This window comes from Mycobacterium lehmannii, assembly GCF_001499925.1.
Classification (GTDB): Bacteria; Actinomycetota; Actinomycetes; order Mycobacteriales; family Mycobacteriaceae; genus Mycobacterium; species Mycobacterium lehmannii.
Map to the genome: position 1 here is coordinate 63,907 of NZ_LQIR01000003.1, position 24,130 is coordinate 88,036.

The window sequence follows — 24,130 nt, forward strand, 5'->3', positions numbered from 1 at the left end:
GACCTCAACACCGATTGAGGTTGAACACTGGCGGGCATGGATGTGACACCTACTCTCTCGCTATTCGACGACGCCTACAAGAGCGGAACCGCACCGTGGGTGATCGGCGAGCCGCAGCCGGCGATCGTCGGCCTGGAACGCGCGGGCCTGATCCGGGGCGCGGTGCTCGACGTCGGCTGTGGCGCCGGTGAGCACACGATCCTGCTCGCCGGCCTCGGCTACGACGTGCTCGGCGTCGACTACGCGCCATCGGCGGTCGAGCACGCCCGCAGAAACGCCGAGGTCAAGCGCGTCGAGGCGCGTTTCGAGGTCGCCGATGCGATGGATCTCGGGGAGGCCGCCTACGGCACCATCGTCGACAGCGCGCTGTTCCACATCTTCGACCAGACCGACCGCACCAGGTACGTGCGCAGTCTGCACGCGGCGTGCCGGCCGGGCGGCCAGGTCCATGTGCTCGCGCTCTCCGACCGCGGCCGCGGATTCGGCCCGCAGGTCAGCGAATCCGACATCGGCGACGCGTTCGGCGACGGGTGGGTCCTCGAGTCGCTGGAGGAGACCACCTACCGCGGCATCGTTCAGCCCGCCCAGGCCGACGCGATCGGATCGGCGCCCGGAACTCTCGTCGACGAACCGGCATGGCTGGCCCGAATCCGCCGCCCCTGACGCGATTTGTGCACGATCGGGAGCGCTCACCGCTCCTCGATGTGCACAAATCGCGTCAGTAGCCGGGGTGGTTGACGTCCAGGCGGTGCCGGACGATCGTCCGCAGCACCGGCAACAGCTCTGCGGAACGGCCGTCGAGCTCACCCGAGCGGATCGCCGCGGCCAGTTCGGGTTCGTCGTGGTAACCGATCTCGCGCAGGGCGTCGGTGACCTCCCCGGACGACGTGTCGAGTAGTTCGCGTTCGACGATGCGCAACACATTTGCCGCGACGCGGGCGTGGAAGTTGACCTGGCCCACCTCGGCGAGCAGGCTGTCGGGACCGGTCACGCTGCGGACGTCGTTCTCGAGGAAGCCGGCGACGGCGGCGACCAGTTCAGCCGCCGTCGGGCGGCCGTACAGCCAGGTCATCGCGGTCCACCTCCTTCGAGCAGATCCAAAACGTCCCATTCGGTTTCGCTGACGCGCCGTCCGATCGCGGCCAGCTCGACCGACTCCGTCTGCCCCGACAGATGACGTTCGGCCTGATATCGGCAGATGACGCCCCACCGCAGCGTGGCCACTGTCAACCACCACCGGAACGCCGCCCGATCGAGCGTCGTGTTCGCGGCAGATTCGTAGGCGGCCAGGAAGTCCTCGACGCTGCCCAACCCGCCGGCACCGTGATGCTCCGGCGCGCCGAAACGCCATGCCCGGATACAGAACCAGGCCAAATCTTCGTAGACCTCGCCGATGTGCACGAGCTCCCAGTCCAGCACCGCGGCCAGCCCGTTGTCGTCGACGATCAGGTTGCCCATCCGGAAGTCGCCGTGCACCAGAACCTGCGGCGACGGAGGCGGCCGGTTGGCCTCAAGCCAGCGGAATGCCCACTCGAATGTCGCTGTGGTGTCGCCCATTTCGTCGAGCCGGGCCCGCCACTCAGACAGCTGGTCCGACGGTGGCACGTCGATGCCCTGATGCTCCGCACGGTGAATGGCGGCCAGCGCCTCGGCGCACTGGTGCAGCAACCGTTGGCGGCCGGAGTCGTCCAGCGAGCGATAGATCCGCCGCACGATGGTCTCGCCACCGATGGCGTCGCAGATCAGGTACGGATTGCCCAGCGCCGCGGGGGAGTTGTCGGCTGCCAGGATGTGGGGCACGGGCGCCCCCGCGGCGGCCGCCCGCTGCTGTACGGCGGCTTCCAATTCCATGCTCGCGTGGACGTCGTCGGGCGGGCCCGTACGCAGGATCAGGGCGCGACGCGTGTCGGTGACCGCATCGAAGGCCCACGTCGTGCGGCTCGCGCCGCCGGTCAGCGCGTGCAGATTCTCGACGGCGACACCCTCGCCGAGCACCGGCCCGAGGACGCCGGTGAGGCCTTCGGCGAGTTCGCGGTTCAACGCTTGCCGAACCCGAACAGCCGCTGGGCCACCCGCCGGATCTGAATCTCCTCGGCTCCCTCGGTGATCCGGTAGCGCCGGTGATGCCGGTAGATGTGTTCGAACGGTTCGTGCCGGCTGTAGCCGACGCCCCCGAACACCTGCATCGCGCGGTCGGCGGCATCACAGACCAGCCGGTTCGCGCGATAGTTCGCCATCGACACCTTGTCCGAAACCTCCATGTGGTGGTTGCGGTCCAACTCCGTTGCCGCGTAATACACCAGCAGCCTCACCATCTGGGCCTCGGTCTGCAACTCCACCAACGGCCACTGCACAGCCTGGTTCACCGCCAGCGGCTTGCCGAAGACCTTGCGGTCGTTCGCGTACTGAACGGCGCGGTCGATGCAATACTGCGCGGCGCCGAGGCTGCTGGCGGCCTGGCGGATCCTGTTCTCGTGCAGGAAGGTCTGGCCCACCTCCAGACCGCGGTCGATCTCGCCGAGCACCGCGTCGGCGGGCACCCGGACATCCTTCAGCTCGACCTCGCCGTGGTCGGTCGGCATATTGAAGGACCACCAGTAGTACGGCACGGTGAATCCGGGGGCGTCGGTGGGCACCAGGAATGCGGTGATGCCGCGGGCCTGGCCGGCTTCGCCGGAGGTGCGGGCGAACACCAGATCGTGGGTGGCGCGGTGCACGCCGGTGTTGAATCGTTTGGCGCCGTTGATGACCCACTCGTCACCGTCGCGCACGGCGGTGGTCTCCATCCAGGTGGCGTCCGAACCGTGTGCGGGTTCGGTGAGGCCGAAGGCCATCGACCGTTTGCCGGTGATCAACGCCTCGGTCCACTCGGCCTTCTGCGCGTCGGTGCCGAATCGGTCCATCATGATGACCTGCGGGAAGTTGCCGACGATCGACGACTCGTTCTGCAGGTCGTTGTGCAGCCCGAGACCCTTGTGCGCCAGATGTTCGCGGATGACGGCCATGTCGATGTTGCTGCCGTCGCGGCCGCCGAACCGGGACGGCAGCCCATAGCGCAGCCAGCCCGCCGCGTCCGCGCGCCTGCGCATCTCGTCGAGCAGGTCCTCCCACTCCCGCCGGGGGATCCCGTCATTGTCCCAGTCCGTACGGGCATGTTCGCGACGCTTGTCGAAGTACTGGATGTTCTCGCGTTCCAGCGGTTTGATCTCCGTCTCGATGAAGGCGTCCATCTCGGCGAGGAGTGCAGGCAGATGGTCGGGCAGGGCGAAATCCACGTTGATTTCCTTTCCAGGGTTCAGAAACCGTACAGCGTCTTCTTCCAGATCCTCGACAGCGTCGCGATCGCATCCTCGTCGGTCAGCTCGATGCCCAGGCCCGATGTTCCGACGAAGACGGTGGTGAAGTTCTCGAACAGCAGCGCGATGGCCGCCGCGGTGTGCTCGGGATTGAGGTCGGCGCCGTAGCCCTGCTCTTGTGCGCGGCGCACCGAGGCCGCGAAGATGTCCATGCCGAACCGACGGAATTCGTTCTGCACGGCGGCGAATCGCGGTTGGGTCGTGGCCAGTTGCGCGACGGCGATCATGATCCCGATGTTCTGCTTGAACATGTCCCAGTAACCGGTGACCACGGTGCGGAAGAACCCGTCGTCATCCGGCGACTCGGGTAGGTCGAGTGCTCCGCCGGACGGTGCCACCACCTCGCGCAGAAACGACTGCGCGAGCACCGCCAACAGGTCTTCCTTGTCCGCGAAATAGCGGTAGAACGAAGCAGGCGACTTACCGGCCGCAGAAGTGATGTCGCCGAGCGTCGTACCGTGGAAACCACGTTCTGCGAACAGTTTCCGGGCGGCCATCTCGATGGCCTCGCGGGTCTGGCGGCCCTTGGCGCTCAGTGTCGGCGACGGTCCGGTGGGCACGTCTGCTCAGTTCAGGATTCGGTCGCCGGCGCGCAGCAGCGCACTCGGAAGATCGTGTCCGACCAGACGCTGCGCCACGCGCGCCGCCTCGATCGCGGCGTCCAGGTCCACGTCGACCCCGATCCCGCTGTCGCGCAACAGGTACACCAGGTCCTCGGTGGCGATGTTGCCGCTCGCACCGGGCGCGAACGGGCAGCCGCCCAGCCCGCCCACCGACGCGTCCAGCCGGGTGACGCCCGCCGTGACCGCCGCATAAGCGCTGGCCAACCCGGCGCCGCGGGTGTTGTGGAAGTGGGCGCCCAGCGGGATTTCATCGACCAGCGGGCGCAGCGCCTCGATCGTCTCGGTAACCCGCCGCGGGGTGGCGGTGCCGATGGTGTCGGCGATCGCCAACCGGTCGACCTCGCTCGACAACGCGGTCGTCATCACATCGACGACGCGCTGGTGGGGTGTCGGTCCGTCGAACGGGCAGTCCCATGTGGTGGCGACGATGACCTCGACGCTGGCCCCGCTGTCGTGCGCGATCGAGATGATCTCCGGAATCAACGCCGTCGCCTCTGCGGCGGTGCGGCCCACATTGGCCCGGCTGTGACCGTCGGCGGCCGAGACCACGTACTCGATCGACGACAACCCCGCCGCGATCGCGCGTTTGGCGCCGTTCGGACTGGCCACCAGCGCGGAGAACTCGATGCCGTGTGAGTCGCGGTACTCCTGCAGATGCGTGGCGAGGTCGGGGGCGTCGGCCAGGGCGGGCACCTTCGACGGCGAGACGAACGCCGTCGCCTCCATCTCCCGAACCCCGGTGGCAGCGACGGCGGCCAACAGTTCGAGCTTGGCCGACAACGGAATCGGGTCCTCGATCTGCAGTCCGTCACGCAGCGAAACATCGCGTATCTGCACGTGTTCCTGGTTCACAGCACTCCCTCCGCCCTCAGCGCGTCGAGTTCGGTCGAGCTCCTGCCGAGCAGGCCGCAGTAAACCTCGTCGTTGTGCTGACCGGGTGCGGCGGGCCCGGCGTAGCGCACGGTCCCGGGCGTCTCCGAGAGCACCGGCACGACGCCGGGACCCAGGACGGACCGTCCGACCCGCTCGTCCCAGTGCTCGACCAACATGTCACGGGCCCGCAGCTGCGGATCTTCGACGACCTCGGCGACGGTGTTGATCGGCCCGGCGATCACGCCTGCGGCACTGAGGGTTTCGATGATGTCATCGGGTTGGCGTTCGGCGGCCCAGTCGCCGATGATCTTGTCCAGTTCGTCCTGATTACGCCCGCGCGCAACGTGATTGGCGAACCGGTCGTCGGTGGCCAGTTCGGGTCGGCCCATCGCCTCACACAGCCGGCGGAAAACGGTGTCCTGGTTGGCCGCGATCACCACCCAGCTGCCGTCGGCGCTGCGGTAGATGTTCGACGGGGCGATGCCCTCCAGTCGCGTCCCCGACGGGCCGCGTACCACACCTCCGACGTCGTAGTCGGGGATCGTGGATTCCTGGACCGCCAGGCAGGCCTCGGTGAGCGCCGCGTCGACAACCTGGCCATCCCCGGTCACCGAGCGGCGGTACAGCGCCGCCAACGCGCCCTGGGCAGCGAACATGCCCGCGAGGCTGTCGCCCAGCGACAAGGCCAGCCGAGGCGGCGGGCCGCCGGGAAAACCGTTCATGTGCCGCAGGCCGCTGGCGGCCTCGGCGACCGAGGCATAGCCCGCCTTGTGCGCCTCGGGCCCGGTCTGCCCGTAACCCGAGACGCGGACCAGGATGATGCCCCGATTGCGTTCGCGCAGCACGTCGTAGCCCAGATTCCACTTCTCCAACGTGCCCGGTCGGAAGTTCTCGACGATGATGTCGGAGCGCTCGACGAGGTCGAGAAGCAGCGCCCGTCCACCTTCGGTCCGCAGGTTCAGCGTGACGGCTTTCTTGTTGCGTGCGTGCACGGTCCAGAAGAAGTGATGCCCGTCGAGCTCGGCCTGCCCCCATGTGCGCAGCGGATCCGGGGCGCCCGGCGGCTCGATCTTGATCACTTCGGCGCCCATGTCGCCGAGCAGGCGTCCGGCGAACGGCCCGGAGATCAGCGTGCCGACCTCGATGACGCGGACGCCGTCCAGCGGACCCGTCACGCTCACTGTGTTGAACCCCGGGTCGCTTCGCTCCAGCCCGCCGATGAGAATCCGTGCCTGTGCAGCCAGTCGGTGACGACGCCGACGGCTTCGCGCAGCTTGTCGCGCTGGTCGGCGCCGGCGTAATAGTGGTTCGCGCCCGGAATCTCGTGCATCTCCTTGTCATGATGCCCGATCGCCTCGTACAGCCTGCGCGTGTGGCTCGGTGTGCACGCGTCGTCGGCGAGGTTGCCGATCACCAGGGTCGGCACCGCGATGTCCGGGCCGCACGCCACCGCGTCGCCGTTGGCGTCGTCGTAGCTCCACTGCGACAGCCAGCTGCGCAGTGTGCAGAACCGGGCCAGCCCGACCGGGCTGTTGTTCACCACCTGAGGGTCACCCAGGTAACAGGTCCCCGGGGTGCGTTCGTTCGGGTCGACGGCGGGGTCGAGCCAGCGGGGGTCGGCCATCGTGCCGTGCACGACGAACGCGAACTCGTCCTCGGGCCGCCCCGCGGCCTTCAGCTCGTCCAGTTTTCCCTTGACCCACTTGGTGATTCGTCGGTTGCGGTCGATCTGCGCCTTGCGGTAGCGGTCGAGGAACTCCTGCGAGTAGGGCGGCTGGTTGGGGTTCTCCGGGTTGTACAGATCCAGTTCCGGATCGCGCTTAGTCGGATCGGACTCGTCGAGGATCGACGCGTCGAGCCACTCGGTCAGGGTGCCGTGGCGGCTGATGTGGGCGGCCAGCAGCATCAGGCCGTCGGCGGGGATGAGGCCGAGCTTGGTCAGATCCGGCCCGTCACCCGACGGGCTGGCGGTGATCGTGGGGTGCTGGGCCTGCTGCTGGTAGAACGCCGACAGCGAGCCGCCGCCGCTCCATCCGGCCAGCACCACCTTCGAATAGCCCAAGCGGTTCTTGGCGTCCTTGATGCATTCGCCGAGGTCCTCGACGACCTTCTCCATCAGCAGCGCGGAGTCGGTGCCGCGAAACCGGCTGTTGCAGTAGATGACATGGTGTCCGGCTCGCGCGAGCCCGTTCATCATCGGCAGGTATGCGCCGCCGCCGATCGGATGCATGAACACCAGCACGGTATCGGAGGGTTTGTCCTTGGGCCGCAGCAGGTGGCTTTCGAGCACCACCAGCTCGGCTACCCCGCCGTAGACGTCGCGCACGCCCGAAGTGTTCTGGTAGGCAACGAGATAGGGGATGCGGTCGTATTCGTAGCGCACCGGCGCCTCGGTCGTCTGGGTCATGCGTGCTGGCCCAAATCGTTGGCGAGCACCTCGGCCGACGGCGTCAGCCGCCGCGTCGTGTCGACGGAGATGACGTACCAACCGACGCGGTCCTGTTCGTCGAACTTGCGCCGCGCGCGTTCGCGGGCCTTCTCCGGTGCGCCGTGGTGCACACCCTGCGGGGCGTGGCTGACCAACCCGGGCGGCATCGGGATACCGAACAGGTCGCCGCCGTGGAAGAAGGAGACCTCGTCGTAGTCGACATTGCGGTGGTACCAGGGCGGACGTTCGGTGCCGGGGACGCTCTCGGCGGGCCGGGGCAGGAAGTTCATCACCGCCACACCCGTCGCCTGCATGAACAGGTGCACGGTCGGCGGCAGGTGCACGCTCTCGCTGGCGATCACGTTGTAGTCGGCGATGTTGAAGGTGAACGGGAAGTTGTCGCCGCGCCAACCTTCGACATCGATCGGATTGTGTTGGTAGAACAGCGATGTCGGCCCACCCTCGTGGACGAGGCGGACTTCGTATTCGGATCGCCCGTCGTCGTCGATCGGCTCCGGCTCGGGGACCGTCGTCTGTGACGGGTCGAACGGGAAGTGCCTGCCGAGCGGCCCGGGCGGTGGGACGCGGAACTCGGCGGTGGCCTCGATCATCAGCAGCGTCGTTTCCTCGTCGGGAACCTGGCGCCACGTCGTCGCCTTCGGCACGTAGACCCAGTCACCCTCGCGGTAGCGCAGCGGTCCGAACTCTGTCTCGAGCCGACCAGAACCCCGGTGCACGAACGACAGCAGGTCCCCGTCGACGTGCCGCACGTAGAACGGCATCTCCTCGCTGCGCCGGCTCAGCGAGATTCGGCAGTCGGAGTTGCTGAACAACAGCAGCGGCGCGCCCGCGGCATCGGTGGCGTCGCTGGGCTTGAGCTCGCTGGTCATCACGTCGACCGGCCGCAGCGGTCCCGACGCCCGGTATGCGGTGGGGTCGTGGCGGCGGTAGATGTTGGCGGTGCGGCCGACGAATCCGCCACGGCCGAGTTCGTCGTCCTTGAGGCCGTCGAGGTCGGCGTGCAAGCGCTTGGGAGTGCGGCCTTTGCGCAGGTGGACAAACGATTCCATGATTGGCTCCATCGACGATGACGGCGGGGCGCGGGGGACACCCGCGACCAAGAACTAAAACTGACTTTAGTTTTACTTACGCCGCGAGTCAATCCTCGAGATCGACCCGGATGGTGAGCAGGTTCGTGCCGAAGGTCCGCACGCCGAAGCTGTTGAACTGCGGCAGCGAGCGCAACCGCTCACGCGCGTCATCGTCGGCCACGATGTGCGCGGTTCCCTTGTGCCACTTGCCGTTCAAGCGGACTCGCACGGCGGGATCGGCCTGGATGTTCTTGACGTATTGCGACTTCTCGCCGAACTCGGAGACGAACCAGAACTCATTGCCCACCCGCCGCCCGCCCAGCGGAGTGCGACGAGGTTGGCCGCTCTTGCGACCCGTCGTCTCAAGCAACGTCTGAAACGGCAGGAGCCGCATCATCGGGTTCATGACGTTCTTCTGGAACATCTTGGTGACTTGGTCGCGCAAGTCTTCGGCCATGGGTTCCCTCCGATCACACCATCGCGGTTCGTGACACTTTCATTCCCAATCTCAGGGCTCCGGCGAGCTCTCGGCTCGTGTCGTAGTCGAAGACGACGTGCCCGGCCACCACGTCGACGTCGCGCTTGATCCGTTGCAGCGGGTTGTCGACGAAATGCGCGCTGGCACCCGACGCCTCGAGCAACAACCCGATCACGTGTCGCGACTCGTGGACGATGTGTGCCGCAGCCATCCGGGCCGCCCCGCGCACCGGTCTCGGTACCGCATCACCGGTCGCGACGATGGCCTCGATCTCTGCGATGGTGTCTGCCAGAAGGCCGCGCAGCGCCCGCAGGCGTACCTCGGCCTCTCCGAGGCGGGCCTGCGCGATCGGCTTGTCCTTTTGCATGACGCCCTCATACGCCAGCACTCGCTCCGACAACCGCTCGGCGTAGATCTCGGCGACACGTTCGGCGCCGCCGAGTGCCGGCATCGCCGCCAACAGCGCCAGGGCGGGCACCATCGGCCAGCGGTAGGTGTCGGCATCGTGCAGTGCCGCGCCGGGCGCGGTACCGGTGTAGATGTCGACGACGCGGACCAAACGGTGTTCCGGGACGAACGCGTCGTTGACCACGACGTCGTTGGAGCCGGTGGCGCGCATGCCGTCGGTGTGCCACACGTCCTCGATCGCGACGTCTTCGATGGGCAGCAGCGCGAGCGCCGGGAAGATCGCGTCGTCGGGGCCGCACAGCGCACCGACCATGATCCAGTTGCCGTGCATCACGCCGGTGGCCCACGACCAGCGGCCGCTCAGTCGTATCCCGCCGTCGGTGGGCAGCCCTCGGCCGGTCGGCGCCAGGGGAGCGGGGGCGAGAAATGGGCGGGCCGCGAAGGCCTCTTCCTGGGCCCGCTCGTCGAACAACGCCAGGATCCAGTTGTGCAGGACATAGAAGCCGATGGTCCACGCGCTCGACGCGCAGCCGTGTGCCATTCGCCGGACCGGATCGAAGATTGCCGGCAGCGGTGCCTGCATGCCGCCGTATCGCGCGGGCACCAGCAGGTCGGTGAGCCCCGATGCGGTCAGTTCATCGACCGTCGCGTCCGGCAACTGGCGCAGCCGCTCGGCCTCGGCGGCCCGTCCGGCGAGCCGAGCGACGAAATCGGCGTCGACAAGGGGGAGAGCCGAAGCGGCCGTCATGGTCCGAACGCTACCATACTTTTTTGTATGGAACGCCCCCGGCCCTGAGCGGCCGAGCGGGCATGTCTGCAGCCGACACGCCGCCGAATCGCGACGTCATGCGCACCGTCGTCGCGCACCGAGCGTGCGCGAACTACCGCGTGAGCATGATGTCGAGGAACCGTTCCCGCCGCGCCGCAGCCTTGCTGCTGGCTTTCGCGCCGGACAGATGCAAGAAACCGATCCCCGCCGCGAAGGTGGCGTTCGCGCGCAGATCGGCCTCATCGGGGTCGAAGCCGTCCTCGACGAACGCCTGGCGCACGGCCTCGAGAACCCGCCGATCCGACGCCCGTACCCCCGCGGCGACCTCTTCGTCGGTTCGCGCCCACTCCCGCATCGCCCGTTCCAGCGTCCGATGTCGGGCATCCACCAGCGCACTCATCATTTGCGAGAGCCGCTCGCGCGGTGGCAGGTCGCTCAGCGCCGCAAAATGACGCCGGTCGTCGTCGCGCACCTCGCCCCACGCCCGGACCAGCGCGGATCGGTAGCCGGCCATATCTGGGAAGTGCCAGTAGAAACTGCCCTTGGTGGCGCCGACGCGCTCGCACAGCGCGTCCAGCTTGAGCGCCTTGATGCCCTGCTCGGCGAGGATCTCGTATCCGGCCTGAATCCAGTCGTCGACCGACAGTCGCGGCGTGCGGGCCGGTGCCATGACCGCAGCCTACGGGTGCCGCGATCGGCCCACCGATGCCCGGTCGAAGCCTTTTTCGACCGTTGCGTCAGTGGTAACTTGCTCGCAAAATCCGGCGCGCCAGGCGGCCCTGGGTTTCTCCTGCGCTGATCATCGTGTTTTACTGCACACGCGACAACTGAAATTTTCTCGGTCCGCTCGACGGCCCCGGGCTCAGTCGAGCGGGCATGACAACGCAGTGCACACATTGCTGCGGTGTCGATGGCGATCGCTCGATCGCAGACGGAACGGCCTCCAAAGTGGCAAACCGGAAGATGGATGGACTTGCAGTATGAGCTTGATTGACAAGATTCGCGGCCCATGGGCGCGGCGCTTCGCGGTGGCGGCCATCGCGGCGGCCCTGCTACCGGGATTCGTGAGCCTGGCCGGCCAGTCAGCCACCGCTGGGGCGTTCTCCCGGCCCGGCCTGCCGGTTGAGTACCTGATGGTGCCGTCGCCGTCGATGGGACGCGACATCAAGGTGCAGTTCCAGAAGGGCACCGGCTCCAAGGCGGTGTACCTGCTCGACGGACTGCGCGCTCGCGAGGACTACAACGGGTGGGACCTGGAGACCCAGGCGTTCGAGTGGTTCTTCGAGACGCCGCTGTCGCTGGTCCTGCCGGTCGGCGGCCAGTCGAGTTTCTACTCCGACTGGTATGCGCCGGCGTGCGGTAAGGCCGGATGCCAGACCTACAAGTGGGAGACGTTCCTGACCAGCGAACTGCCGCAGTGGCTGTCCGCCAACAGGGGCGTGTCAACGACGGGCAACGCCGCGGTCGGCCTCTCGATGTCGGGTAACTCCGCGCTGATCCTGTCGGTGTACCACCCCGACCAGTTCATCTATGCCGGGGCACTGTCGGCGTTCCTCAACCCGTCCGAGGGCCAGTGGCCGTTCCTGATCAACATGGCCATGGGTGACGCGGGCGGTTTCGACGCCAACGACATGTGGGGCCGCACCGAGGACCCGAACAGCGCGTGGAAGCGCAACGACCCGATGGTGCAGATTCCGCAGATCGTTGCCAACGGCACCCGGATCTGGATCTACTGCGGTAACGGCACGCCCAACGAGCTCGGCGGCGCGAACCTGCCCGCCGAATTCCTCGAGGGCCTGACGATCCGCACGAACATCACGTTCCGTGACAACTACATCGCCGCCGGCGGCACCAACGGGGTGTTCAACTTCCCGCCGTACGGCACGCACAGCTGGGAGTACTGGGGTGCTCAGTTGCAGGAGATGAAGCCTGACCTGATCTCGCATCTCGGTTCGTAAGACAAGTCAGGAGTCCCCGGACGCGACATGCGTCCGGGGACTCTTGCGTTCCCCGGCTTGCGCGTGGGCCCAGGTGAACAATGGACGTCATGAGCGCAGTCAACGCCTTGGTCGCACATCAGGACGCCGAAGGAGAAATCACCCTCCGGCACGAAGTCGTCGACGACACTTTCCTGCCGGAGGGTGACGTCACGATCTCCGTCGAGTACTCGGGGATCAACTACAAGGACGCCCTCGCCGTGACGCCCAAAGGCGGTGTGGCCCGGTCGTATCCGCTCATCCCGGGCATCGACGCGGCCGGTACGGTCACGGCATCGTCGTCATCGGAGTTCGCCGTCGGAGACCGGGTCGTCGCCCACGGCTACGACATCGGCACCGGCAGGCACGGTGGGTACGCCGACAGTGCCCGGTTGCCGGCCGAGTACCTGGTCAAGCTCGACGGGTTGACGACGGGAGAGGCCGCCGCAATCGGCACAGCCGGCTTCACCGCGGCCATGAGCGTCAACGCAATTCGCGACCACGGCGTGCGGCCGCAGGACGGGCCCGTACTGGTCACCGGTGCGACCGGAGGCGTCGGCAGCATCAGCGTCGACCTGCTGGCCGGTCTGGGCTACGAGGTGATCGCATCCACCGGGAAGGCCGAGGCGCACGACTATCTCATGGGCCTGGGCGCCTACCGGGTGATCGGACGCCTACCCGAGGAAGGGGAGAAGGTCCGCCCGCTGGGTAAGTCGAAATGGGCCGGGGTCGTCGACAGCGTCGGCGGCGACACCCTCGCGTACGCGCTGAGCACCCTCAATTACGCGGGTGTCGCGGCGATTTCGGGGTTGGCCAGGTCGGCCGACCTGGCCACAACCGTGATGCCGTTCATCCTGCGCGGCATCACCCTGGCGGGCATCGACTCCGTACAGCTCGCGATCGGTCCGCGTCGCGACATCTGGAAGCAGATCGAGGGCGAGCTCAAGCCGAATCATCTCACCGACATCACCAGGGACGTTCCGGTGCTCGAGGCGCCGCACACCTTGCGCACGATCATCGGCGGCGGCGTCACCGGCCGCACCCGGGTGGTCGTGCACGACGGGTTCTAACGAGTCATGCGCCAATTGTGAAATCAGCGACGCTTTTTCGGGATTTCCGTCGTCAGGTTCACAAACGGTGCACCAGCCCGGCCTACTTGAGTTCTGCCGACGACAAGCCGAGCAGCCGGCGCGCCACCACCAACAGCTGAATCTGCTGGGTGCCCTCGAAGATGTCGAGGATCTTGCTGTCGCGGGCCCACTTCTCCAGCAGGGTGACCTCCGAGTACCCGACGGTGCCGGCCAGTTCGACCGCCTTCAGCGTGATGTCGCTGGCCACCCGGCCGGCCTTCGCCTTGCCCATCGACGCTTCCTTCGAGTTCGGAATGTCGTTGTCGGCCTGCCACGCCGAGCGCACCATCAGTAGATACGCGGCCTCCCAATCGGATTCCATCCGCAGGAACTCCGCCGCGGGTGCGCTCTGTGCGTGTGACGGCTTGTCGTAGGAGATCTCGATGCCGGCCTCGGTAAGAATCTTGCGCAGCTCCTCGAGGGCGGCGCGGGCAATGCCGACGGCCATCGCGGCGACCACGGGCCGGGTGTTGTCGAAGGTCTCCATGACCCCGGCAAAACCCTTCTCCACGTGGATCTCCGGACTGCCCAACAGGTTGTCCTTGGGGATCCGGGCATTGTCGAATCGGATCACCGCGGTGTCGGAGGCCTTGATGCCGAGCTTGTCCTCGAGTCGCTCGACCGTCACCCCTGGATGTTCGCGCGGAACGATGAACGACTTGATCGCCGCGCGGCCCAGCGACTTGTCCAGCGTCGCCCACACCACGATGTGGGTGGCGCGGGATCCGGCCGTGACGAAGATCTTCTCGCCGTTGATGACGTACTCGTCGCCGTCCAGCCTCGCCGTCGTTGACACCGCCGCCGAGTCGGAGCCGAAGTCCGCTTCGGTGATCGCCATCGCGGCCCACACGTCCTTGCCGAGACGCTCGAGCTGTTCGGGCGTGGCCACGCTGGAGATCGCCGCGTTACCGAGCCCCTGGCGCGGCACCGACAGCATCAAAGCCACGTCCCCCCAACTGATCTCCATCACGTTGAGTACGGCCGACATGTTCGCGCCGTTGTGGTTGGCGTCCCTGGGCTCGTCACCGCCCGCGAACGCCTCGGCGCCTGCGAACGCGAACGCCTTGGCGTCCTGGATGCCCTCGAACAGGGTGGCCAGGGTGTCCAGCTCCACCGGATACTCGTGCTCGCGCAGATCCCACTTTCGAGAGATTGGGCGCAGCATCTCCGCGGCCCCCTGATGGGCCTTCTCGATGACTGCCTCGAGCTTACGCGGCAGCTCCAAATTGATTGCCATGATTCGACTTTCGCTCGTGAGACTAGATAACTACGACACCCTCGGCGACGCCGATGGCGCGCAGATCGCGATACCACCGCTCGACGGGATGTTCCTTGGTGTAGCCGTGGCCGCCGAGCAGCTGCACACCGTCCAGGCCGATCTGCATGCCCTTGTCGGTGCCCAGCCGTTTGGCCAGCGCGGCCTCGCGGGCGAACGGCAGACCCTGATCGGCCCGCGACGCGCCGCGCCACGTGATCAGGCGCAGACCGTCGAACTCGATCGCCATGTTGGCGCACATGAACGCGACCGCCTGTCGGTGCGCGATCGGTTCACCGAAGGCTTTCCGTTCCTTGACATATGGGACGACGTAGTCGAGCACCGCGTGAGCGGTGCCGACGGCGAGCGCCGCCCAGCCGAGCCGTGACAGCGCGAGCGCCTCCGAGTAGTCCTCGTCAGTTGCGCCGTCCTCGCCGAGGCGCGCCGACAGCGGCACCGTGACCCCGTCGAGTGCGACCTGGCCGATCGCCGCTCCACGAATGCCCATACCCGGGTCGGGCGTGATGCTCAGGCCCTTCGACGACGACTCGACGATGAAAAGCGTGGGCTTGCCGATGAGTTGCGCTCCGACGATGAACAGTTCGGCATTGGCGGCGGCCGGCACAAGCGACTTGACCCCGTCGAGGCGGTACCCGCTCGGGGTCCGGACCGCGGTGGTCTTCAACGCGGTGGGATCGAACAGCGCTCGCGGTTCGGCGATCGCCACGCAGGATTGCGGAACATTCTCGCCCGCAAACTCTTTCAGATAGGTGGCCTGCTGATCGGCGCTGCCCCAGTGTGTGAGCGCTGACGCGACACCCGCGGGGGCCAGGATGGGCAACGCGAGGCCCATGTCGCCGTAAGCCAGCGCCTCGGCGACCAACACGTTGGTGACCGCTGCGCGGTGCGCGGCGATGCCCTCGAAGTCCTCGGGCACGTTGATCGCGGTGATGCCGAGTTCGGATGCCTTTGCGACGAGGTCGACGGGGTAGTCGGCGGACTCGTCGGCCTCGCGCGCCGCGGGCCGGATGACCTCCTCGGCGAACTCACTGACCGTCTCGACGATCATCTGCTGTTCGTCGTCGGGGGTGAGGTCGAAGTAGTCCGAACCGCTCTTCTTCAACCGCGTCGGCCCGCTCTGGTTACCCGACACCCGCTTGAACTGCCTGCTGGCAGCGCCCGCGAACGAGAACACCTGCTTGACGCCGTACTTCAATCCGCGGTTGAGCGGATCGCGCAGGTTGTAGCGGTCCAGGAACTCCTGGCCGACCAGGGGAGTGACCAACGCCAGACCGAGATCGGTCGCCGACCGCTTGTGCTTTTTCAGGCCGACCGCGCTTTCTTTGTCGCTTCGCTTCGACTTGGATCCGTTTTTCGACGGCAGGGCTTTACTCATTTCGACTGCCTCGCTTCGATTTGTGACGTCCGACTCGTCGAACTGACTCCAGAGTAAGGTATCGGATCTGACTCATCGGTAAGGTGTTGTCGAACTCACAACCCAGGTGCCGACAGGCTGCGCAGCACCGCGTCGTGCAGCAGCCCGTTGGTCGCGACCGCGCTGCCGCCGTGCGGGCCGGCCTCACCCGCGAGGTTGGTGAAGCGGCCGCCGGCCTCGCGCACCAGGACGTCGAGCGGCGCCAGGTCCCACGTCGAGACTTCCGGCTCCATCGCGATGTCGACGGCCCCCTCGGCCACCAGGCAGTAGTTGTAGAAGTCGCCGTAGCCGCGCACCCGCCACACCGCGTCGGTCAGCGCGACGAACCGGTCGCGGATGCCGCGGTCGGCCCACCCCGAGAGGCTGGAGAACGCCAGGCTCGCCGAGCCGAGGTCCTCGACCTTCGACACGCTCAGCCGTCGCTCCGCCTGCCCGGACACCTGCGCGTACGCACCCCGTCCGGTCACCGCCCACCATCGCCGGTGCAGCGCGGGTGCGCTCACCACGCCGAGCACGGGTACGCCGTCGTGCAGCAACGCGATCAGCGTCGCCCACACGGGTACCCCGCGCACGAAGTTCTTGGTGCCGTCGATCGGGTCGATGACCCACTGCCTGCCCGCGAACTCCCTCGTGCCGCCGAACTCCTCGCCGAACACCGAATCGGCCGGGCGCTGCTCGCCGAGTCGTTGCCGGATCATCGATTCGACTTCGAGGTCGGCATCGGTGGCCGGGGTCAGGTCGGGTTTGGTCTCGACGATGAGGTCGACCGCGCCGAAGCGGGCCGTGGTCCGAGCATCGGCTTCGTCGGCCAGAGCGAGCGCCAATGCCAGATCGTCCGCGTCGGGATCCATGCCTGTCGTCCTACCATGTCGGGATGTGGGAATTCGCGGTGATACTGCTGATCGTCGGTGCGCTGGTGCTGCTGGCCCGACCGATGCTGATGCGCCGTCGCGGCACACCCAATGACTGGCCGTCGGGTCAACTTCTGGTCACCGGGGTCAGCCCGCGACCAGCCGAGGTCACCGGGCCGCAGTACGTCACGATCACCGGCGTCATCAACGGGCCCACGGTCAACGAGCATGTCGTGTACCAGCGGCTCGAGGTCGACGTCGACGACTGGCCGACGATGGGTCAATTGTTTCCCGTCGTCTACTCGCCGAAGAATCCGGACAATTGGCGATTCGCGCCGCAGGCCCCGCCACCCGAGGCGCCGCCACCGCCCTACTCCTGAGGCTTCAAGCCTGGTGCACGACGAGCCGATGCTCAGCCGTGCCCGATCCTCAACATCGCGGCCACAGTGGTCAGCTTCACGCGCGGACGGCCGTGCGGTTCGCCCGCTGACCGCTCGTACTCGTCGATCAGCCGCCAGTGGTCATCGGTGATCACCTTCGGCTGCCGCTCGACCAACCATTCGGCCAGCCGCCGCGAATGGTCCTCGGCGAAGTCGGCGAGTTGCGCTGCCGACAGGTCGGCGATCAGCGTGTCCACGGTCTCCTGCGAATCGCTCTTGTTGCTGCCGATGACACCCGTCGGACCACGCTTGATCCAGCCGACGACGTACTCGTTGCGGCTGCCCTCGACGCGCCCGTGGGTGTGCGGGATCGTGCCGCTGCGCTCGTCGAACGGCAGGCCGGGTGTCGGAACCCCGCGATAGCCGACGGCGCGCACCACGAGCTGGGCCGGCACCTCCTCGCGTTCACCGGTGTCCTTGGCCACGATGCGGCCGTTCTCCTCGACCAGCTCGTTGCGGCCGAGCACGATCGATTCGACGCGACCGTCCCCCTTGATCTCGATCGGGGAGGTTCGGAAGCGGAAGACGATGCGCCGCTTGGCGTTCTTCGGTGTCTGTTCCCCATAACCGCGCAGCACCTTGATGTTGTTGCGCACGGTCTTGCCCGCCGCTTCGAGGTCGTCGTCGGTGATGTCGGCGAAGTCGGCGGGATCGATGATGACGTCGACGTCGCCGAGCCCCTCGAGGTGCCCGAGCTCGCGCAACTCCAATGTGGTGAACGGCGCCTGCAACGGCCCCCGTCTCCCGACGACGAGGACCTCCTCCACGCCGCGGTCGTGCAGTGACTTCAACGCGTGGTCGGCGATGTCCGTCGCGGCCAGTACGTCGGGATCGGTGACGAGAATCCGCGCCACGTCCAAGGCGACGTTGCCGTTGCCGATCACCACGGCGCGACCGCTGGAGATGTCGGGTGCGATCTCCTCGAAATGCGGGTGGGCGTTGTACCAGCCGACGAAATCGACGGCGGCGACGCTGCCGGGCAGGTCCTCACCGGGGATCCCCAGCGCCCGGTCGGACTGGGCGCCGACGGCGTAGACCACCGCGTCGTACTGTTCGGCCAACTCGGCGGGGTGCACGTGCTCGCCGACCGCGACGTTGCCGAAGAAGCGGAACCGCGGATCCAACGCGGTCTTCTCGAACTGGGCGCTGATCGACTTGATCTTCGGATGGTCAGGTGCCACACCCGAGCGCACCAGGCCCCACGGGGTCGGCAACATCTCGAGCATGTCGACGCGTACGTCGGCGTCGTCCTGGGAATCGGCGAACTTGAGTAATGACGCCGCGGCAAAGTAGCCCGAAGGCCCTGAGCCGACGATCGCCACGTGATAGGGGCGCATGGACACCTTTTGTCGAAGCTTCCTTCTCGCTGCCCGGCCTCGCGCAAGGGGCTGTCGCGTCGAAGCCGACTGGTTACGCATCCGATGCTAGAACGCGGACGGGCCTTGTTGCCGCCAGTCGCGAGAACCGGCGCGTGTCGGCTCACGGGTAACCTGAACTCCCGTGGATCCTGACCGTCAAGCCGACCTCGCTGCCCTCGACGCCACCCTGACCACGGTGGAGCGGGTGCTCGACGTCGAAGGCCTCCGCGGTCGCATCGAGAAGCTCGAGCACGAGGCCTCCGACCCGAACCTGTGGGACGACCAGACGCGCGCTCAGAAGGTCACCAGTGAGCTGTCGCACACCCAGGGCGAGCTGCGGCGCGTCGAGGAACTCCGGCAGCGCCTCGACGACCTGCCGGTGATGTACGAACTGGCCGCCGAGGACGGCGGCGAGGAGGAACTCGCGGAAGCCGACGCCGAGCGGGCCAAGCTGCGCGAGGACATCGAGGCGATGGAGGTGCGCACCCTGCTGTCCGGCGAGTACGACGAGCGCGAGGCCGTCGTCACGATCCGTTCGGGCGCCGGCGGGGTGGACGCCGCGGACTGGGCCGAGATGCTGATGCGCATGTACATCCGCTGGGCCGAACAGCACGACTATCCCGTGGAAGTCTTTGACATCTCCTACGCCGAAGAGGCGGGCATCAAGAGCGCGACGTTCGCGGTGCACGCACCGTTCGCCTACGGAACCCTGTCGGTCGAGCAGGGCACCCATCGCCTCGTGCGCATCAGCCCGTTCGACAACCAGAGCCGCAGGCAGACATCGTTCGCCGACGTCGAGGTGCTGCCGGTGGTGGAGACCACCGACCACATCGATATCCCGGAAAGCGATGTGCGCGTTGATGTCTACCGCTCCAGTGGCCCAGGTGGCCAGTCGGTCAACACCACCGACTCGGCGGTCCGGCTGACCCACATCCCGACAGGCATCGTGGTGACCTGTCAGAACGAGAAGTCGCAGTTGCAGAACAAGGTTTCGGCGATGCGGGTCTTGCAGGCAAAGTTGTTGGAACGCAAACGTTTAGAAGAGCGTGCCGAGATGGACGCCCTCAAGGGTGACGGCGGCAGCTCGTGGGGCAACCAGATGCGGTCCTACGTGCTGCACCCCTACCAGATGGTCAAGGATCTGCGCACCGAGTACGAGGTCGGCAACCCCGCCGCGGTGCTGGACGGCGACCTCGACGGATTCCTCGAGGCGGGCATTCGTTGGCGCAAGAGTCAAGACGATGGATAACAGTCTGATCGCACTGTCCCTCGGGGAGCGCTGGGAAGGCTTCTGGAAGGGCAGCATCGGCAACTGGATTCTCGACCGCGGTGTGACGATCGCGCTGCTGTTGATCGGCGGACTGCTGGCAGCGCGTTTCATCAACTGGGCAGCGCAGCGGATCGTGAGCCGCATCGACGCCGAATACCTGGAAAGCGATCAGCTGGTGCGTTCGGAGAGCGCCAAGCACCGCCAGGCCGTCGCTTCGGTGATCTCGTGGGTGACGGTGGCCTTGTTGTTCATCATCGTGGCGGTGCAGATCACCGACACGCTCGCGATCCCGATCGGGTCGCTGGTCGCGCCCGCCGCGGTGCTGGGCGCCGCGCTGGGCTTCGGTGCGCAGAAGGTGGTCCAGGACCTGCTGGCCGGTTTCTTCATCATCACCGAAAAGCAGTACGGCTTCGGCGATCTGGTGCAGCTCAGCATGGTCGGTGCACCCGAGGAGTCGCTCGGAACGGTCGAGGAGGTGACGTTGCGGGTGACCAAGCTGCGCACCGCCGAAGGTGAGATGTACACCATCCCGAACGGCAACATCGTTCGATCGCTCAACCTGTCGAAGGACTGGGCGCGCGCCGTCATCGACATTCCGGTGCCGACGGGGTCGGACCTCAACGAGGTCAACGAGCTTCTGCACACCGTCGCGCGCAAGGCAACAGACGATCCGCAACTCAGCGCACTCATGCTCGATGCGCCCCAGCTGATGGGTGTCGAAAGCATCGGGCTCGAGACGGTGAACCTGCGGATGGTCGCGCGCACACTTCCCGGTAAGCAGTTCGAGGTCGGCCGGCGCATCCGCGTGTTGGTGATCGCCGAGCTACGCCGCGCCGGGATCGTGTCGCCGACCGACAGTGTGACACCGACGGTGGGCGCCATCGTCCACCCGGCGACGGACGGCGGCGCGGGAAATGAGACGCAGGGCTCGGCGGAGCAGAAGAAGTGAGGAACTGGCTGAGCGCCCGTTTCGGGCGGATGCGGGTGTCGACGGTGGTGCTCATCGCGGCGTTCGTGGCGCTGTTCTGGGTGAACCAGACGTTCGAGCCCAAACCCCCCGAACCGCCCGCGCCCGCTCCTGCGGTGGTCCCGCCGGGGTTCGTGCCGGACCCGAACTACACGTGGGTGCCGCGCACCAACGTGCGTCGGACCACCGAACCACCGACCACGACCACCACGAGCCCGACCGAAACCACGACGACCACCACGACGAGTCCGACCGAGACCTCGCCGACCAGCCCGACGACGCCGGAGATCGGGCCCGAGGGAACGCCCACAACGACGGATACGCCGCTGGTGCCCCCGGTCCCGCAACTGCTGCCACCACCGACGACGACTCCGCCCAGCTAGGGCGGCACTGTTTCACCGCTACACTGGCGACCCGTGATGATCACCCTCAACAACGTGACCAAGCAGTACAAGTCGTCAGCGCGGCCCGCGCTCGACAACGTCTCGGTCAAGATCGACAAGGGTGAGTTCGTCTTCCTCATCGGGCCGTCGGGGTCGGGCAAGTCGACGTTCATGCGGCTGCTCCTGGCCGAGGAGGCGCCGACCCACGGCGACATCCAGGTGTCGAAGTTCCACGTCAACAAGCTGCCCGGGCGCCACATCCCCAGCCTGCGCCAGGTGATCGGCTGTGTGTTCCAGGACTTCCGGCTGCTGCAGCAGAAGACCGTCTTCGAAAACGTCGCATTCGCGCTCGAGGTCATCGGCAAGCGCGCCGAGACCATCAACCGGGTGGTGCCCGACGTGCTGGAGATGGTCGGCCTGTCGGGCAAGGCCAACCGGTTGCCCGCCGAACTGTCCGGTGGCGAACAGCAGCGCGTCGCAATCGCGCGCGCATTCGTCAACCGGCCGCTGGTGCTGCTCGCCGACGAGCCCACGGGCAACCTGGACCCGGAGACCAGCAAGGACATCATGGATCTGCTCGAGCGGATCAACCGCACCGGGACCACAGTTTTGATGGCCACCCACGACCACCACATCGTCGACTCAATGCGCCAGCGGGTCGTCGAACTCGAACTCGGCCGGCTGATTCGCGACGAGCAGCGCGGCGTCTACGGAATGGATCGCTAGTGCGCTTCGGCTTCCTTATCAACGAGGTCCTCACCGGATTTCGTCGCAACGTCACCATGACCGTGGCGATGATCCTGACGACCGCCATCTCGATCGGCCTGTTCGGCGGCGGCTTGCTCGTCGTCCGGCTCGCCGACCAGTCCCGCAACATCTACCTGGACCGCGTCGAAAGCCAGGTCTTCTTGACCAACGACGTCTCGGCCAACGACCCGTCGTGTGACGCCGACCCGTGCAAGGCGCTGCGCCAGCAGATCGAGGACCGCGACGACGTGCGCTCGGTGCGGTTCCTCAATCGCGACGAGGCCTACGAGGACGCGATCACGAAGTTCCCGCAATACAAGGACGTCGCGGGCCGTGACGCGTTTCCGGCCTCGTTCATCGTCAAGCTCGACGACCCCGAGCAGCACAAGGAATTCGACGAGGCGATGGTCGGCCAGCCAGGCGTACTCAACGTGCTCAACCAGAAGGAGCTGATCGACCGCCTGTTCGCGGTGCTCGACGGCATCAGCAACGCCGCGTTCGCGGTGGCGTTGGTTCAGGCGGTGGGCGCGGTCCTGTTGATAGCCAATATGGTCCAAGTCGCGGCGTACACCAGACGCACCGAGATCGGCATCATGCGCCTGGTCGGGGCCAGCCGCTGGTACACCCAGTTGCCGTTCCTGGTCGAGGCGATGCTTGCCGCCCTGATCGGTGTGGTCATCGCGATCATCGGGTTGATCGTGGTGCGGGCGCTTTTCTTGGAGAACGCGCTCAACCAGTTCTATCAAGCGAATCTGATCGCCAAGGTCGACTACGCCGACGTGCTGTACTTCAGCGCTCCGCTGATGCTGTTCTTGGGGTTGGCGATGTCGGGTATCACCGCTTACGTGACACTGCGGCTTTACATACGAAGGTAGCCATGGCAAAACAGGGCGCCAAGAAAGCCGACCCGTCCCGGTCCAGCAATAACAAGGTCGTCGCGACCAATCGCAAAGCACGACACAACTATTCGATCCTGGAGACGTTCGAGGCGGGTATCCAGCTCGTCGGCACGGAGGTGAAGAGCCTGCGCGACGGACAGGCGTCGCTGGCCGACGCCTTCGCCACCGTCGACGACGGCGAGGTGTGGCTGCGCAACCTGCACATCCCCGAGTATCACCACGGCAGCTGGACCAACCACGTGCCGCGGCGCAACCGGAAGCTGTTGTTGCACCGCAAGCAGATCGATCAGCTGATCGGCCGCATCCGCGACGGCAACCTCACGCTCGTGCCTCTGTCCCTGTACTTCACCGACGGGAAGGTGAAGGTGGAACTGGCGCTCGCCCGCGGTAAAGAGGCCCGCGACAAGCGGCAGGACCTGGCGCGTCGTGACGCGCAGCGCGAGATCACCCGCGAGCTGGGGCGCCGCGCCAAGGGCATGACCTGATCGGAGTCGCGCTCGCGCTGGCGTCGGCGCTGGGCTACGGGATCAGCGACTTCGTCGGCGGGCTGGCCTCGCGCCGCGTCGCCGCGTTGCGCGTCGTGTTGGTCTCCTATCCGATCGCGTTGGTGGTGCTCGCAGTACTGGCGGTCCCGATCGGCGGGGACGTCTCGCACGGCGCAGTGGTCTGGGGCGTGCTGTGCGGGGTCGCGCAGGCGTTCGGTGTCTGGTGGTTCTACGCCGCGTTGGGTTCCGGGCCGATCTCGGTGGTGTCCCCGCTGACCGCGATCCTGGTGGCGGGCATCCCGGTGGGTGTCGGGCTGGCGCTGGGGGAGCGGCCCGGGCTGATCGCCGGCGTGGGCGTGGCGCTGGCGTTGGTGGCGGTGGTGCTGGTCAGCCGGGAGGCGTCCGACGAGGACGTCAAGGAGCACAGGTTCACCCCGACGGTGGCGTGGTTGACGGTCGGGTCGGGCGTGGCGTTCGGGTTGAACTTCGTGCTGATCGATCAGGCGCCGGTGGACGCAAAGCTGTGGCCGCTGGTGTTCGCCCGCGCATCGGCCACGGCGCTGGTGGTCCTCATCGCGCTAGTGAGCCGCAACCTGCGACCGCCGTCGGGCGCCCCGCTGAGGTTGGCGGTGCTCGCGGCATTCATCGACGTCGGCGCCAACATCGCGATGCTGCTGGCACTTCAGGCGGCGCTGCTGTCGCTGGCGGGCGTGCTCATGTCGCTGTACCCGGCAGCGACGGTGTTGCTCGCGATCGTGGTGCTGCGCGAGCGGGTCACACGCTGGCAGGTGCTCGGCATGGTGTTGGCGCTGGCTGCGGTGGCCATGATCGCCGCAGGCTGACGACACGACTATTTGGGCCGAGCCGACGAAAGCACTTCATTGAATAAGGCATCATGACGAACGGAA

Annotated in this window: 26 protein-coding genes; 11 read left to right on the top strand and 15 right to left on the bottom strand. The window is 66.8% G+C overall.

Annotation, left to right across the window (positions count from 1 at the left end; genetic code table 11):
* Positions 1-36: 36 nt before the first annotated feature.
* Positions 37-663: a class I SAM-dependent methyltransferase gene (locus AU192_RS03695; protein ID WP_064394380.1), complete on the top strand. Its 627-nt coding sequence runs from the start codon at positions 37-39 to the stop codon at positions 661-663.
* A gap of 55 nt (positions 664-718) precedes the next feature.
* Here AU192_RS03695 and AU192_RS03700 read toward each other — a convergent pair whose 3' ends face one another.
* From AU192_RS03700 to AU192_RS03750, 11 genes are all read right to left on the bottom strand, one after another.
* Positions 719-1,072, bottom strand: a complete 354-nt coding sequence (locus tag AU192_RS03700) for a DUF6285 domain-containing protein (protein WP_064394381.1) — start codon at positions 1,070-1,072, stop codon at positions 719-721.
* Entirely contained in the window at positions 1,069-2,040 is a 972-nt protein-coding gene (locus AU192_RS03705; RefSeq protein ID WP_064394382.1) for a phosphotransferase family protein, read from the bottom strand. The genes AU192_RS03700 and AU192_RS03705 overlap by 4 nt, the downstream gene beginning before the upstream one ends.
* Complete coding sequence (locus tag AU192_RS03710; RefSeq protein WP_064394383.1) at positions 2,037-3,275, bottom strand: acyl-CoA dehydrogenase family protein; 1,239 nt, start codon at positions 3,273-3,275, stop codon at positions 2,037-2,039. The genes AU192_RS03705 and AU192_RS03710 overlap by 4 nt, the downstream gene beginning before the upstream one ends.
* A gap of 20 nt (positions 3,276-3,295) precedes the next feature.
* Positions 3,296-3,853, bottom strand: coding sequence for a TetR/AcrR family transcriptional regulator (locus AU192_RS03715; RefSeq protein WP_174523545.1), 558 nt, complete (start codon positions 3,851-3,853; stop codon positions 3,296-3,298).
* Positions 3,854-3,922: 69 nt separating this feature from the next.
* On the bottom strand, positions 3,923-4,831 hold the full coding sequence (locus tag AU192_RS03720; protein WP_064394385.1) for a hydroxymethylglutaryl-CoA lyase: 909 nt from the start codon (positions 4,829-4,831) through the stop codon (positions 3,923-3,925).
* Positions 4,828-6,033, bottom strand: coding sequence for a CaiB/BaiF CoA transferase family protein (locus tag AU192_RS03725; RefSeq protein ID WP_064394386.1), 1,206 nt, complete (start codon positions 6,031-6,033; stop codon positions 4,828-4,830). Before AU192_RS03725 ends, AU192_RS03720 begins: the two co-directional genes overlap by 4 nt.
* Positions 6,030-7,259, bottom strand: a complete 1,230-nt coding sequence (locus AU192_RS03730; RefSeq protein ID WP_064394387.1) for an alpha/beta hydrolase family protein — start codon at positions 7,257-7,259, stop codon at positions 6,030-6,032. Before AU192_RS03730 ends, AU192_RS03725 begins: the two co-directional genes overlap by 4 nt.
* A complete protein-coding gene (locus tag AU192_RS03735; RefSeq protein WP_064394388.1) occupies positions 7,256-8,350 on the bottom strand; it encodes a homogentisate 1,2-dioxygenase in 1,095 nt (364 codons plus the stop codon). Before AU192_RS03735 ends, AU192_RS03730 begins: the two co-directional genes overlap by 4 nt.
* 88 nt (positions 8,351-8,438) lie before the next feature.
* Positions 8,439-8,828, bottom strand: coding sequence for a nitroreductase/quinone reductase family protein (locus AU192_RS03740; RefSeq protein ID WP_064394389.1), 390 nt, complete (start codon positions 8,826-8,828; stop codon positions 8,439-8,441).
* 13 nt (positions 8,829-8,841) lie between these two features.
* Positions 8,842-10,005, bottom strand: coding sequence for an acyl-CoA dehydrogenase family protein (locus tag AU192_RS03745; protein ID WP_064394390.1), 1,164 nt, complete (start codon positions 10,003-10,005; stop codon positions 8,842-8,844).
* A gap of 133 nt (positions 10,006-10,138) precedes the next feature.
* Positions 10,139-10,696: a TetR/AcrR family transcriptional regulator gene (locus AU192_RS03750; protein ID WP_064394391.1), complete on the bottom strand. Its 558-nt coding sequence runs from the start codon at positions 10,694-10,696 to the stop codon at positions 10,139-10,141.
* A gap of 310 nt (positions 10,697-11,006) precedes the next feature.
* Between AU192_RS03750 and AU192_RS03755 the strand changes: the two genes are divergently transcribed.
* A complete protein-coding gene (locus AU192_RS03755; protein ID WP_064394392.1) occupies positions 11,007-11,984 on the top strand; it encodes an esterase family protein in 978 nt (325 codons plus the stop codon).
* Positions 11,985-12,073: 89 nt separating this feature from the next.
* Positions 12,074-13,072 (top strand): acrylyl-CoA reductase family protein, encoded by a 999-nt coding sequence (locus tag AU192_RS03760; RefSeq protein ID WP_064394446.1) that lies wholly within the window; start codon positions 12,074-12,076, stop codon positions 13,070-13,072.
* A gap of 82 nt (positions 13,073-13,154) precedes the next feature.
* Here the strand turns inward: AU192_RS03760 and AU192_RS03765 are convergent, their stop codons facing one another.
* The 3 genes from AU192_RS03765 to hisN form a co-directional block, all read right to left on the bottom strand.
* Complete coding sequence (locus tag AU192_RS03765) at positions 13,155-14,369, bottom strand: acyl-CoA dehydrogenase family protein (RefSeq protein WP_064394393.1); 1,215 nt, start codon at positions 14,367-14,369, stop codon at positions 13,155-13,157.
* Between the two features lie 22 nt (positions 14,370-14,391).
* Entirely contained in the window at positions 14,392-15,783 is a 1,392-nt protein-coding gene (locus AU192_RS03770; RefSeq protein ID WP_064394394.1) for an acyl-CoA dehydrogenase family protein, read from the bottom strand.
* Positions 15,784-15,878: 95 nt separating this feature from the next.
* Positions 15,879-16,673, bottom strand: a complete 795-nt coding sequence (gene hisN / locus AU192_RS03775; protein ID WP_064394395.1) for a histidinol-phosphatase — start codon at positions 16,671-16,673, stop codon at positions 15,879-15,881.
* A 23-nt stretch (positions 16,674-16,696) separates the two neighbouring features.
* On the opposite strand from hisN, the gene AU192_RS03780 reads away from it, so the two are divergent.
* A complete protein-coding gene (locus tag AU192_RS03780) occupies positions 16,697-17,053 on the top strand; it encodes a hypothetical protein (RefSeq protein ID WP_064394396.1) in 357 nt (118 codons plus the stop codon).
* Between the two features lie 32 nt (positions 17,054-17,085).
* Here AU192_RS03780 and AU192_RS03785 read toward each other — a convergent pair whose 3' ends face one another.
* Positions 17,086-18,450 (bottom strand): FAD-dependent oxidoreductase, encoded by a 1,365-nt coding sequence (locus tag AU192_RS03785; RefSeq protein ID WP_064394397.1) that lies wholly within the window; start codon positions 18,448-18,450, stop codon positions 17,086-17,088.
* A 163-nt stretch (positions 18,451-18,613) separates the two neighbouring features.
* Between AU192_RS03785 and prfB the strand changes: the two genes are divergently transcribed.
* From prfB to AU192_RS03820, 7 genes are read left to right on the top strand one after another with little or no spacing between them, the layout of a single operon-like run.
* A complete protein-coding gene (prfB, locus tag AU192_RS03790) occupies positions 18,614-19,720 on the top strand; it encodes a peptide chain release factor 2 (protein WP_064394398.1) in 1,107 nt (368 codons plus the stop codon).
* Positions 19,713-20,690: a mechanosensitive ion channel family protein gene (locus AU192_RS03795; protein WP_064394399.1), complete on the top strand. Its 978-nt coding sequence runs from the start codon at positions 19,713-19,715 to the stop codon at positions 20,688-20,690. The genes prfB and AU192_RS03795 overlap by 8 nt, the downstream gene beginning before the upstream one ends.
* Positions 20,687-21,091: an Rv3103c family proline-rich protein gene (locus AU192_RS03800; RefSeq protein ID WP_064394400.1), complete on the top strand. Its 405-nt coding sequence runs from the start codon at positions 20,687-20,689 to the stop codon at positions 21,089-21,091. Before AU192_RS03795 ends, AU192_RS03800 begins: the two co-directional genes overlap by 4 nt.
* Positions 21,092-21,127: 36 nt before the next feature.
* Positions 21,128-21,817, top strand: a complete 690-nt coding sequence (gene ftsE / locus AU192_RS03805; RefSeq protein ID WP_064394401.1) for a cell division ATP-binding protein FtsE — start codon at positions 21,128-21,130, stop codon at positions 21,815-21,817.
* Positions 21,817-22,713, top strand: a complete 897-nt coding sequence (gene ftsX / locus AU192_RS03810; RefSeq protein ID WP_064394402.1) for a permease-like cell division protein FtsX — start codon at positions 21,817-21,819, stop codon at positions 22,711-22,713. The genes ftsE and ftsX overlap by 1 nt, the downstream gene beginning before the upstream one ends.
* 2 nt (positions 22,714-22,715) lie before the next feature.
* Positions 22,716-23,222 carry an SsrA-binding protein SmpB gene (smpB, locus tag AU192_RS03815; RefSeq protein WP_064394403.1) on the top strand — a complete coding sequence of 169 codons (507 nt, stop codon included), beginning with the start codon at positions 22,716-22,718 and terminating at the stop codon, positions 23,220-23,222.
* A complete protein-coding gene (locus AU192_RS03820) occupies positions 23,219-24,064 on the top strand; it encodes an EamA family transporter (protein WP_082694895.1) in 846 nt (281 codons plus the stop codon). The genes smpB and AU192_RS03820 overlap by 4 nt, the downstream gene beginning before the upstream one ends.
* Positions 24,065-24,130 lie beyond the last annotated feature (66 nt).